Annotated in this window: 10 protein-coding genes; 5 read left to right on the top strand and 5 right to left on the bottom strand. The window is 70.2% G+C overall.

The features are described 5' to 3' along the window. Nucleotides 1–69: 69 nt before the first annotated feature. Together ACQEVY_RS38385 and ACQEVY_RS38380 are read left to right on the top strand one after the other, a co-directional pair. Nucleotides 70–921, top strand: a complete 852-nt coding sequence (locus ACQEVY_RS38385) for a hypothetical protein (RefSeq protein WP_432954316.1) — start codon at nt 70–72, stop codon at nt 919–921. Nucleotides 922–1061: 140 nt separating this feature from the next. After that, nucleotides 1062–3806 (top strand): hypothetical protein, encoded by a 2745-nt coding sequence (locus tag ACQEVY_RS38380; RefSeq protein WP_432954314.1) that lies wholly within the window; start codon nt 1062–1064, stop codon nt 3804–3806. A 13-nt stretch (nt 3807–3819) separates the two neighbouring features. Here ACQEVY_RS38380 and ACQEVY_RS38375 read toward each other — a convergent pair whose 3' ends face one another. From ACQEVY_RS38375 to ACQEVY_RS38365, 3 genes are all read right to left on the bottom strand, one after another. Beyond that, nucleotides 3820–4272: a hypothetical protein gene (locus ACQEVY_RS38375; RefSeq protein WP_432954312.1), complete on the bottom strand. Its 453-nt coding sequence runs from the start codon at nt 4270–4272 to the stop codon at nt 3820–3822. A gap of 139 nt (nt 4273–4411) precedes the next feature. Beyond that, on the bottom strand, nt 4412–5593 hold the full coding sequence (locus ACQEVY_RS38370; RefSeq protein ID WP_432954310.1) for a DUF6745 domain-containing protein: 1182 nt from the start codon (nt 5591–5593) through the stop codon (nt 4412–4414). 303 nt (nt 5594–5896) lie between these two features. Further along, nucleotides 5897–8380, bottom strand: a complete 2484-nt coding sequence (locus tag ACQEVY_RS38365; protein WP_432954308.1) for an alpha-L-arabinofuranosidase C-terminal domain-containing protein — start codon at nt 8378–8380, stop codon at nt 5897–5899. Nucleotides 8381–8538: 158 nt separating this feature from the next. Between ACQEVY_RS38365 and ACQEVY_RS38360 the strand changes: the two genes are divergently transcribed. Beyond that, a complete protein-coding gene (locus ACQEVY_RS38360; protein WP_432954307.1) occupies nt 8539–8982 on the top strand; it encodes a DUF6314 family protein in 444 nt (147 codons plus the stop codon). Here the strand turns inward: ACQEVY_RS38360 and ACQEVY_RS38355 are convergent. Then, nucleotides 8964–9548 (bottom strand): histidine phosphatase family protein, encoded by a 585-nt coding sequence (locus ACQEVY_RS38355; RefSeq protein ID WP_432954305.1) that lies wholly within the window; start codon nt 9546–9548, stop codon nt 8964–8966. The two genes, ACQEVY_RS38360 and ACQEVY_RS38355, sit on opposite strands and share 19 nt — an antisense overlap. Nucleotides 9549–9644: 96 nt before the next feature. Continuing rightward, nucleotides 9645–11084 (bottom strand): PLP-dependent aminotransferase family protein, encoded by a 1440-nt coding sequence (locus tag ACQEVY_RS38350; protein ID WP_432954303.1) that lies wholly within the window; start codon nt 11082–11084, stop codon nt 9645–9647. Here ACQEVY_RS38350 and ACQEVY_RS38345 point away from each other — a divergent pair. Then, the gene (locus ACQEVY_RS38345; protein ID WP_432954301.1) at nt 11083–12024 is read left to right on the top strand and encodes a DMT family transporter; all 942 of its coding nucleotides are present in this window, start codon (nt 11083–11085) and stop codon (nt 12022–12024) included. The two genes, ACQEVY_RS38350 and ACQEVY_RS38345, sit on opposite strands and share 2 nt — an antisense overlap. A 106-nt stretch (nt 12025–12130) precedes the next feature. Continuing rightward, nucleotides 12131–12334, top strand: coding sequence for a DUF1918 domain-containing protein (locus tag ACQEVY_RS38340; RefSeq protein WP_328772824.1), 204 nt, complete (start codon nt 12131–12133; stop codon nt 12332–12334). The last annotated feature ends 16 nt before the right edge of the window (nt 12335–12350 follow it).

The following is a 12350-nucleotide window of genomic DNA, read 5'->3' as shown; positions in this document are numbered from 1 at the left end:
CGACCACAAGGGACCCTGCTCCTGCGAAAGACTCCGCAGAGTCACTCAGTGATCGCGGGGAGGGGAGAGATGGACGAGGCACCTCCAGTGTTGTGGTTGGGCGGGCCGCCCGGGGCAGGCAAGTCGACCGTGGCACGGCTGCTCGCGCGGCGGCACGGGCTGCGGTGGTACAACGCGGACGCCCACACGTGGGAGCACCGGGACCGGGCGATCGCGGCCGGGCACACGGCCGCGATCACGTGGGAGCGGATGCCGCGCGCCGCGCGGTGGACAGCACCGGTCGAGGACATGGTCGCGATGTCGCTTCATCACGAGCGTGGCCGGATGATCGTCGACGACGTACGCGCGCTCCCGCCCTCGCCCCTCGTCATCGCGGAGGGCACGCCCGTCACACCGCCCGTCACGGGTCCGTCCGGCCGGGCGGTGTGGTTGCTGCCGACGGCCGAGGTCCAGCACGACCGACTCGTCGAGCGGGGTATGGCGCCGGGCGTGGGCGCCTTCCGGCTGTATCAGGCGCTGCGGCGGGAGATCGAAGCGCAGGTCGAGGAGTACGGCGGGCGCAAGCTGATCGTCGACGGGCGTCAGAGCGTGGCGGACACCGTCGCGGAGGTCGAGGCGCTGTTCGCCGACGCCCTGGCCGAATGCCCCGTGGCGGCGACGGCGGCCGAGCGCCGACGACTTCTGCGGTACGCCAACAGAGCCGCCGTCTCCCAACACCAGCAGTTCGACGCCCGCCCCTGGGCCCCGGACGGCGCGCTGAGCACGATGTACGCGTTCGCGTGCGAATGCGGGAACGAGGCGTGCACGGCGGACGTGGAGCTGGCTATCGCCGATTTTCCGCCGCCTCCCGACGACAGTGCCCCGCCGGTACTGGCACCTGGGCACCACGCGATCATGGAATGTGACCGGTCCGGAGGCTGAGTACGCCGGGCTCACAAGGACACGGCAACTCAGGGTCGCCCTCCGTCCGCAGAAGGAGCCGCTCCCTGACACGGCCCTGGGGAGCAACCCCTTCGTTCGCAGGACGCCTGCGGCCCCGGCCGCATGGTCCGCTGGATCGCATGGCGATGAACAGGCGTACGGCGGTGCAGGCGTTGGGGCTCGGTTCCTTGGGGATCGGTTCGTTGGGGTTCAGAAGCGGCCCGGAGGAGCGCAAGGCCGCGATCACTGTGCAGGGCGAGTCGGCCGTCCGTACCAACATCCCGACGGGTCGGGACCGCCGGGCCTCGGGCGGCGCGTTACTGGCCCTGGCGACCCCGACCCCTCCCCCGGCACAGGGCTGGTACGCGACGTACGAGGTCGATGTTCCCGCCGAGGGGCCGTACCGGCTGATGGCGGTGGCCACGGTCCCGGTCGAGCAGCCGCATATCGAGGAGATCGGCTGCTACTTCAAGCTCGCGGTGGGCGACGGGCCCCTCGTGCCGGTCGCCCGCTCGCAGCCGTACTGGTACGAATCGGTGCCCGCATGGGGCGATCTCTCCGAACTCGCCTTAGACGTCGTGGAGTTGGAGCGCGGCCGGAACACGATCACCTTCGTCGTCGACGAGCCGACCGTACTGGCCGACTCGACCGGTTACCGCTTCCTGCTCGACCGCTTCACGCTGACGCCCGTGGCGCACGTCGCACCGCTCGGCATCCAACTCGGGGACCCGGCCCGCAACCTGGGTACGTACCGGAGTGACGAGCCCCAACTCCCGCAACTGACCTTCGTCCTCGAAGCGCGCACGCAACAGCCCCGCACGCTGCCTTTCACCGTCACCGACTACTTCGGCAACGAGGTCGCGCGAGGCCAAGCGACCATCCCGGCCGGCCAGGCGCAGGCATCGATCACGCTGCCGGCACTGCGCCAACTGCCCCCGGGCCACTACCGGGTGACAACCCCCGGCGTCACCGGCTGCTTCGCCCGGCTGCCCGAGCGCCAGCCCGTCACCGGCCCCGGCAACCGCTTCGGCGTCAACACCTACGTCTTCTCCCTCGTCCCGCCCTCCCGTCTCGACGCATTCGCCGCCGCGATGAAGGACATGGGCGCCGGATACGTACGCGACGGAATGTCCTGGCCCGCCGCCGAGCCGCGCCCCGGCACGTACGACACGCAGGTGTACGACAACGTCCGGCGGACCTTCCGCCGCCACGGGCTCGCCACGCTCGACGTACTGACCACCGCCCCGGAGTGGGCGATGACGGAGGCCTCGCTGCCGCTGGCCGCCGATCTGCGGGACGCGTACCGCTACGCCGCCCACCTGGCCGCCGCCTCGCCCGACGCGATCCAGCTGTCGAACGAGCCCGACGTCGACACGACAAGCTCCACCGGCGACCAGCACGCGGCCTTCGTGAAGGCGGCGGCGCTCGGGATCGCGGACGCGGGTCCGGCCACCACGGTCACCGTGCTGCCCGGCATCGCCGACGCGGGCAGCTACTTCCAGATACTCATGCTGCAGAACGACGTGGCCCGCTACGCCGACGCCTGGGGCTTCCACGGCTACCCGGACCCGCGCGACCAGGACGAACCCGAGGTCCCCGAATCGGCCGAAGCACAAAGGGAGTTGCGCCGCCTCTACGGGGCCGCGCGGCAGCCGATGTGGATGACCGAGTCCGGAGTCATGCTCAACGCGCGGCCCGGCAAGGACCTCACTCCGGCCCAACAGGCCGTCCAGGCCCGCTATCTCGTTCACGCGACGGTGCTGAGCCTGGCGGCCGGTACGGGGAAACAGTTCTGGTTCGGCGCACCGCCGATCCACGACGAGGGCGTGTACTTCGGGCTGCTCAGCCGCGACTTCCAGCCCTGGCCCGCCTACAGCGCTCACGCCGCGCTCACCTCGCTGCTCGGCGAGGCGCGGTTCGTGGAGCGGCTGTCCGACTCGTGCCACGTGTTCGCGGCGGGGTCGGAGCGGCGGGTCACGGTGGTCTGGGGGCCACCGGCGGAGGTCGAGATTCCCGTGGTCTCCGGGGGCACGGCCGAGATGTACGACATCATGGGCCGGCGCGTGGGGTCGGTCGGCCCCAAGGGCCGAGTGAGGGTCTCGGAAGACCCCGTCTATGTCGTGCAGGAAGGCGTACGGGACGCCGTGCCGGACCAAGCCGCCGACCACCCTCCCGCCACGCGGGACCTGTCCGTCGCCGAACACATCGTGCTGAGCCAGCGCTTCGACCTCGCCAACGCCGCCCCGAACAAGGCCGACGGCGACGCCCCACCGCCCCTCGGGTACCGGCTGTCCCCCACGACCCGGATGACGGTCGACGTCTACAACTTCAACAACTCACCCCAGACCATCGAGCTGACCGGCCGCGCCTTCGGCGGCTGGACGGTACGGCCGACCCGGCCGCGGGACCGGATCACCGTCCCGCCTCAGGGCCGTACGAGCGTGGGGTTCACGGTCGTCGCCGGGAAGGGGGTGCGCCGAGGCGTGGACTACCCGCTGGTCTTCGAGGCGAAGATCTCCTCCGCGGACGGCGACCGCGACGTCCCGCCCTCCGTCTCGCGGATCCAGCGCAGGTCCCGCGTGCGCGGCACTCCGATCCCGCTCGCGCCTTCCATCGACCGGCTTACGCCGACCGACGGGGCCACGGTCGACGGCCCCGACGTACGCGTGGAGGCCCGGATCACTGACGCGCTCTCGGGCGTGGACGAGGCCCGCGTCGACGTCGAGGTCGACGGCCGACGCGCGCCCTGCCACTACGACCCGGCCACCGGACGGCTGACGGCCGCCCTGCACCTGCGGCCCGGCCGCCACGAGATCTGGGTCCGGGCGTACAACAGGGCGCACGCCCCGGCCCAGGCATCGGTCACCGTGACCGTGCGCGCGTAACCGGTCGGGCCGCTCAGTCCGCGATCATCCGGTTGCCGAACCACCCCCTGCGCGAGGTGTTGCGCTCCCGCTGACGGCGTACGACATAGCGGCCGGGCGCGATGCCGGTGCCTCCGTGCTCGGGGTGGATGAGGTACGCGACGGCCGAGGTGTCGATCATGCCGAGGGAGAGGCCGGTCGTGTCGCGGAGGCCGCCGGTGAAGCGGCAGGTGCCCGGGTCCGCGACGAGGGAGTGCGGATTGCCGCCCGCGGCGCTGCGCAGCAGCTCGATACCTGAGGCGGGGACGTCCTGCCAGCGCGTGTACTCGTGCGTGGAGACGCTGCGCTCGACAAACGCGTACGGGATGACGATCAGGTCGCCCTGGGCCTGGAGGCCGTCGACGACGGGAATGGTCACCTGGCGTTCCAGGTGATCGAGGACGTCGAGACCGGTGAGGTCGGTGAGTTCGGCGAGGGTCATGGTCATGTGCATCACCTTTGGTGTGAGGGCAGCCCGCGAAGGCTGCGTGAAAGTCCTTGTCAGGTACGGGAGTTGAGAGGGTTGAGCGCCGCGAGGGCCGAGAACCGGGGTCCGGGCTTCGGGACGTACGAGCGACCCCGCCACGTCACGTACGGCGCACGAGTCGCGCGTACTGCTCGCCGGACAGCCCATACGTCCAGCCGGCGGCCGAGAGCGGGTCCTCGACGTGGTCGGGCACGCTCAGGCCGTAGCGCCGGCGGCGGCCGTCCGGCTCGACCGAGCCGTTGACGACGAGCAGCAGGCGCGCGGAGACGCCCCAGAGTTCGCGGGGCACGTCGTAGAGGTGGAGGTCGGAGCCGGGGTTGCCGGGGTCGGCGGTCGCGCCGACGAGCCGGAGGCGGGCCTGTTCGATGTAGGCGCCCCAGCCGATGCGTTCGATGGCGCTGCGGCGCACTTCGACGTTGCGCTCGGCGTGGATGCGTTCGACGGTCGGGCCGTTGATCACCCAGTCCGGTACGTGGGTGCCGTGCAGGACGTGGACCGCCGCGCCGTCCGCGAAACGAACGGCCGGTCCGTCCTCGCGATGCAGCCGCAACTCGCCATGGAAACCGTTGGGTTGAGGCTCGGTATGGATCTCGGTGGGCCGCTCGGCCATGACGCACATGCCCTCGCCGGGCCACCACCAGCCTGTCGACCGGGCCAAGTCGACCCACAGGCCGAGCTGGTCCTGGTCGCCGCCCAGGTAGGTGGTCAGCCCAACACGCGCCATGACGTCATAGTGGGCGACCCACGCGGCGTCCTGCTGGCCGTACCAGGCGAGCCCCGGCGAGTCCACGGCCGTAGGCATCAGTTCCGTACGCACCGGAGGGCACACCGAGTCGCGCAGGGTTTCGGTCAGCGCGTCGTACACGAGGGCTTCGACCACGCGCCTCACCGGGACGCCGGCCGCGAGCGCCTCCTCGGCAGCCATGGTGCGTACCGAACCCGCTCCAGACATGGCCCATGCCCACGAGATCAGTGACGAGGACCGGTCGCCGATCCGGTCGTCCATGCGTTCCCGCAGTTCGGACGCCAGGCTGGCGAGCCGCGCGACGAGTGGCCAGTCGGTTCCGCGTACGGGCCCGGCGGCGGCATCCAGCCGCACGGGCCGGAAGCTGTCGTGGTGCTCGAGCATGACCTCGCGGGCCGCCGCCGGGGACGGCACCCAGACGAACTCCGGCGGAGGTTCGCCGATCAGGCGATACAGACCGACGACGGCAGCCTCCGCCCGCGGCCGGTCGGCCGGCAGCGTGGACAAACCGCACTTGAGCCAGTCCGCGCCCAACACGCGCGCCAGAGCGACGCGTTCGGCATCGGATTTGGGCCAGGAAAAGGAAGGCCGTGGAAGGGAAGGCCGGGAAAAGGAACTGCGCGCGTTACGCGCGCCTCGGAGTGATCCCCCTCGGGGACCCGACACGACGCTCACCAGAGAGTGGCGGTGTCCGCCTCTCGAATCATCATGTGGAGGAGCGTGACAGGGGCGGGCAGAGAGACGCAACACCTTTTCCCGTATGTACGGGCGGCCCGGGCATCCTTCGACACCCGAGCCGCCCGCCGGATCACCTCATCCGAACCTACCGAACCGTTCGGATCACCTCTCCTTGATCCTCAGGAACGTGACCGAGTTCCCCGGGAAGGTGTACGTGAACTTGCTGCTCACCCCCTCGAAGGTGGATCTCACCGGGGCAACAGGCGTCTCCGTCTCGGAGTTGACCGCGTCGGGGGCCGCCTTCAGCGTGGTCACGGCGGCTTTCTTCGACGTCTTGAGGCCGCCGAGGTCGATCGCCGTACGGGCGTCCGCCGACTGGGCGTTGACGACCTTGACGATCAGGTCACCCGTCTTGGCGTCCCTGGTCACCACCTGGCGGAACGGCTCGGCCGGCTTGTCGTCGGTGAAGCTGCCCCACTCCTTGCCGTCGAGGAAGAGGGTCACCTGACGGCCGCGGACCTTGATGTCGACGTCGTACGCGCGGCCCGTCTCGATCGATCCGGCCTTGGAGATGAGCGTCGACTTGCCGCCGTCCGAGGCCTGTTCGACGGCGGACTGGGTGTTGTTCCAGCCGCCCAAGTTCCACCAGTAGTAGTTCCCGGTGTCCTTGACGCCGAAGGCGACGAGGAAGCCCTCCTTGCCGGACTTCTTGGTGGCCTTCACATGCAGGTCGTAGTCGTGCCAGGCCGGGTCGCCCGCCGACACCATGGTGTTCTCGGCGGCCTCGTCGCTCTGCACGTACTGCCCGTCCTGGACGGTCCAGCTGCCGCCGCCCGTGTGCGTCCACTTCGAGGCGTCACCGGAGAAGTCGTCGCTGAGCAGCGTCGAACCGTCCGCGGCGGTCACCTTCACATCGTCGTACGCGGCGCTCGTCGCCCATGTCGACAGACCGACCGCACCCGAGATCGGGCCGCTCACCGAGGGCGTACCGGTCGCCTTGGAGGGCACGACCCGGTCGCCGACGTTGCGCATGAACAGCTTCTGGACCTCGTAGTTGGCGGAGTTCCAGGAGGCGTGGTTGTTGAACCAGATCATGTCGGGGCGCCACTGCACGTAGTCCTCGTTGGCGAGCAGCGGGGCGTACGAGGCGAGCTTCACGATGTCCGCATTGCGCTCCAGGCCGGTCATGAACGCGGCTTCGGAGAGGGCGTTCTTGAAGGCGTTGCCCTGGGAGGCGTACTCGCCGAGGAAGACCTTGGGGCCCTTCCTGTCGTACGAGTCGTAGCGGTCGTTGTTCTGCAGGAACCACTGCGGGCTGTTGTAGTAGTGCTCGTCGACCATGTCGACGTTGCCCTCGCGGTTGAGCTTCCAGGCGGTGTCGAAGGTCGAACCGCTGTCGTCCGGGCCGGAGTTGGAGATGACGGTGAGGTCCGGGTACTTCGCCTCGATGGCGGCGCGGAACTGCTTGAACCGTTCGAAGAACTCGTTCGGCAGGTTCTCCTCGTTGCCGACCCCGAGGTGGGTGAGATTGAAGGGCTTCGGGTGGCCCATCTGCGCCCGCTTCTTGCCCCACTCGCTGGTCACGGGGCCGTTGGCGAACTCGATCAGGTCGAGGGTGTCCTGGATGTGGCGCTTGAGCAGCGCGTCGTCATCCGTGGCCTTGTTCTGGCCGCAGCCGGTGACGAGGGCAGGGACGACGGGCAGCGGCATCGCGCCGATGTCCTCGGAGAACTGGAAGTACTCGTAGTAGCCGAGGCCGTAACTCTGGTTGTAGCCCCAGAAGTTGGCGTTCGTCGCGCGCTGCTCGACCGGGCCGATGGTGTCCTTCCACTGATACGAGCGCTTGCGCTGCCAGCCGGAGGCCTCGTCGTATCCTTCCATGCTGCCGGTGTTGACCAGACAGCCACCCGGGAAGCGCACGAAGGACGGATCAAGGGCGGCGATCTTCTCGGCGAGGTCCTTGCGCAGGCCGTGGCCCTTGTAGGTGTCGCGCGGCAGCAGCGAGATCATGTCCAGCGCTACGGGGCCCCCGGCGGCGACCGTGAGGCGGCCGGTCGTGCTCGTACGGGTCGCGGTGAACTTCGCCGTGTACTTCGCCCAGCCGCCGCGCGCGGTGACCCGCCGGGCCTCCGCGAGCGCGCCGTCGGCGTCCGCCAGGGTCACGGTGAGGGCGGAGGCCTGGTCGGCGCGGGCCCAGAGCGAGAAGTTGTAGACCTTGCCCTTCTCGACCGAGATCCCGGTGTTGTAACCGGAGTTGGTGACGGAGGAACCGCCGTCCAGGGACAGGTAGGTGCGGTTACGTTCGTGGAGGCGGCCGTCGTCGTTCACGGTCTTCGCGGTGCCCGTCGTGGCCCAGGAGGTGAGGGGCGTGTACGAGGCGTGGTCGGCTGTCGAGTACTCGAACGACCGGTTCTGCACGAGCTCCGGATATATGCCGCCGTCCGCGGCCCGGTTGATGTCCTCGAAGAAGACGCCGTACATGGTGTCGTCGATCTTCGCGCCCTTGGTCTTCGGGTCGACGGTGATCGCGTAGTCGGTGGTGTCCTCGGCTGCGGCGTTCCCCGGGGCGGCGGGGACGAGGAGCGAGGCGGCCATGATGCCGGTGGCCGTCAGGGCGAGTCTCCAGCGGGTGCGGGTGCGTGACATGGATACTCCGCGGCTCTGGTGTCGGTTGTCTCGGCTGTTCTCAGCGGCACTAGTGGTTCGAAATCTCGGACAATGATCAAGACTTCGAACGGCAAGATAGGGAGGGGGTTGGAGTGAGTCAATGGTTTGCGCAGGACACGTCAGGGAGGCGGACCAGCGTGGATGATTTCTGGCCGGTTGCCGACGTACTGGCGTATCTGGCGGGGAGTTGGCGCGTGGAGCGTTCCGTACGGGATCTTGCGAGCGGGGCAGAAGGGACCTTCAGCGGCACGACGGAGTTCGCACCGCTCGAAGCCGGCGGCCTGCTCCACCACGAGTCCGGCACCTTCGTCTGGCAGGGCGTCGCCCGCCCCGCCGAGCGGACGCTGCGGTTCCTGCCGGGCACAACGCCGAGCAGCGCCGACGTACGGTTTGCCGACGGCCGCCCCTTCCACGACCTGGACCTGGCCTCCGGCCGGCACATCGCCGAGCACCCGTGCGCCGCGGACCACTACCGCGGCGAGTTCACCGTGCACGACGCGAACCACTGGCGAACCGTGTGGCAGGTCGGCGGCCCGGCCAAGGACGTGACCCTGACGACGGACTACACGCGCGAGGGCTGACCCTCGAGCCGCAGGTTCCAGCGTCCCGCCCGGCCGATGAGCGTGACCGTCGACAGGGGGCGGACGTCGATGTTCCAGTACGTCGACGGGGGCGCCTTCAGCGCGTACACGAGTGCGGCGCGTATGACCGCCGGCTCGGCCACCGCGACGATCTTGACGCCGCCGTCGGCGGGCCGGGTGTCGAGCCAGCCGCCCACCCGCTGGATGAAGGCCAGCAGTGACTCACCGCCGTGCGGGGCGGAGCCGGGATCGGCGAGCCAGGCGTCCACGGCGCCGGGCTCGCGGGCCATCGCCTCGCCGAGCGTGAAGCCCTGCCAGCGGCCCATGTCACAGTCCCGCAGGGCGGGTTGGACGAGCGGGGTGTAGCCGAGGGCGTCGCCTGTGGCCCGGCTGCGCGGCGTCGGCGAGCAGTAGCGCAACTCGGCCGCCGCCAACGGCAGCAGCACCGGTGCCGCGCGCTGCACCTCGTCCCAGCCCTCCCGGTCGAGGGGCCGGTCGTCCCCGAACCGCTCGGCGAGCAACGGCGAGCTGCGCGCGGCGGCGACGAACGTGACCCGAAGCTGCATGCGGTGATGGTGAGCCGCACAAGTGCCAATGGCAAGAGACGTAACTCAGGAGTTACCCGAGGTGCCTGGCACCCGGCCCGCGCTTTCGGGGCGCGGTCAGAGCACTGCGTCGAGGGCGGCGCACAACCTGCGTACGCCCTCCTCGATCTCAGCGGTGCCCGCCACTGCCGCGAAGCTCAGCCGAAGGTGTGGGCTGGCCGGTTCGGCACTGAAGTAGGGGCGGCCGGGGGTGACGGCCACGCCCTCGCGCAGGGCGGCGGCGACCACGGCCGCTTCGTCCGCGTTGTAGGGGAGGCGGAACCACAGGTGGTAGCCGCCGCTGGGAATGTGCTTGACGGCGTACTCGAACGGGGCGAGGTGCAGCCGTAGTGCGGTGACCATCTTGTCGCGGCGGTTCTTCAACTCCGTGGCGACGGCCCGCAGATGGCGGGGCCACGCGGGCGAGCCGACGAGTTCCAGGGCCGCCTCCTGGAGCGGGCGCGGCACGAAGAAGGTGTCGACGACCTGGATGGCGCGCAGCCGTTCCAGTACGGGCCCGCGGGCGGCGAGCGCGCTCACCCGGAAGCTCGGCGAGGTCGCCTTGGTCAGGGAGCACACGTGCACGACGACTCCGTCGGGGTCGTCCGAGGCCAGCGGACGCGGCAACGGCCCCGCGTCCTCGTGCACGAGACGCCGTACGAAGTCGTCCTCCACGACGAACGCACCGGCCTCGCGCGCGATCCGCAGCACCTCACCGCGCCGCTCGGGGGCGAGGACGGCACCGGTCGGGTTCTGGAACAGCGGCTGGCAGACGAAGACACGGGCGCCGGTCGCCCGGAACGCGTCGGCGAGCAGGTGGGGGCGTACTCCGTCGGCATCGACCGGTACGGGTACGGGGCGGAGCCCGGCCGCCCGGGCGATCGCCAGCATGCCGGGATACGTGGGCGATTCGACGAGCACGGGCGCACCGGGCGGGGCGAGGGCACGCAGGGCGGTGGTCAGCCCGGACTGGCCGCCCGCCGTGATCAGCACATCAGCGGCGGTGACCGCTCCGCCGATGCCTCGCGCGAACCACTCGCGCAACTCCGGCAGCCCGTCTATGGGCGGGCGCCCCCAGGCGCCTGGGCGTCGGCTCGCCCGGGCCAGCGCGGCGGCCATCGCCCGCTCCGGCTGCAAGGAGGGGTGCAAGTAGCCGCCGTTGAACTCGATGACTCCGGGCGGCGGGGCGGCAAGCGAGACCAGCACTCCGGAGGCGTCGACGGTACGCGGCACGAGTTCGGCGCTGGCATCCGCGGTGAGCGCGAGCTCCTGCCAGGAGGTGTCACCCACGGCCGGCCCGTCGCCCCGCGGCCGAGCCCGGAACGCACCGGCCCCTGGCCGGGTCACCACCAGCCCCTCGGCGGCCAGCTGCGCCAGCGCCCGCGACACGGTCACCGGGCTCACCCGGAACCGCTCGACGAGCGCTCGGCTCGACGGCAGCTTTCCACCGGGAGAGTAGCGGTCCAGCTCGCTTCTCAACTGGTTCGCCAGTTCGCCCACACTGCTACGCTCTTGCATGAGAGCACAGAGTAGCGCTACTACACCGACACCAGTAGCGGTCTCCGCCGCCCGGGCCCGATCGGCCACCGAAGGTCCACAACTGTCACCCCGTGGCGTTCTCCTGGCCGCCCTCGGAGTCACCGCCTTCTCCCTCACGTTCCCCGCCACCGCTTGGGGCCTGGAAGGGTTCGGCCCTTGGTCGCTGGTAGCCGTACGCAGCGTCCTCGCCGCGATCATCGCCGGTATCTGTCTGCTCGCCCTGCGTGTACCGCTGCCCGCCCGCCGCCACTGGCCGGGACTGTCCGTCGTGGCCGCCGGAGTCGTACTCGGCTTCCCCATGCTCACGACTCTCGCCCTGGAGACCTCGACCACCGCCCACGCCGCCGTTGTGGTCGGTCTGCTCCCCGTGACCACCGCGCTGTTCTCGGCCCTGCGCGTCGGCTCCCGCCCTTCACGTGCCTTCTGGGCCGCGGCGCTCGCGGGCTCCGCCGTGGTGATCGCGTTCACCGTGACGCAGAGCGGCGGTGCCCTCAGCAGCGCGGACGCGTACCTCTTCGGGGCGCTGCTGGTCTGCGCGGCCGGTTATACGGAGGGCGGTCGGCTGGCCCGTGTGATGCCCGGGTGGCACGTCATCGGCTGGGCTCTGGTGTTGTGCCTGCCGCTCACGATTCCGGCGGCCACGGTGGCGCTGTCGTACGAGCCCGTACAGCTGACGGCGCACAGCGTGACCGGGCTGCTCTGGGTCGCGGTCGGCTCGCAGTTCCTGGGTCTGGTGGTGTGGTACCGGGGCATGGCGGCGATCGGCATTCCGAAGGCCAGCCAGTTGCAGCTGGCTCAGCCCCTGCTCACACTGGTCTGGTCGGTGCTGCTCCTCGGTGAGCAGCTCACACCCGCCGCACCCCTGGCCGCCGCGGCCGTACTGGTCTGCATCGCGGTCGCCCAGCGAGCACGCGCCTGACCGGCAATACCGGGCTGACCGGCACACACCGGTGGCAACCGGCTCCACCCGCCCTAGACTGAATCCACGGAACGCTACTCCCGTGCGAGACGAGGAGGCCCTCCACATGCGTGCAAGCAAAGGCGACCACCTGCTGGTGCACGGCAGGATCGTCGGACAGCACGACCGGGTCGGGGAAGTCGTCGAAGTACTGGGGCCGGACGGCAACCCGCCGTTCCGCGTCCGCTTCGAGGACGGCCACGAGACCGTGATGTCCCCTGGTCCTGACACCACAGTCCAGCATCACGTCAGCGAGACGAAGACCCAGTAAGAGTCAGGCCCCGTAA

Origin of the sequence: Streptomyces sp. CA-288835, from assembly GCF_050936385.1 — a bacterium.
Classification (GTDB): Bacteria; Actinomycetota; Actinomycetes; order Streptomycetales; family Streptomycetaceae; genus Streptomyces.
The sequence above is the reverse complement of the archived record's forward strand: the minus strand, read 5'-3'. Positions and strand labels throughout refer to the sequence as shown.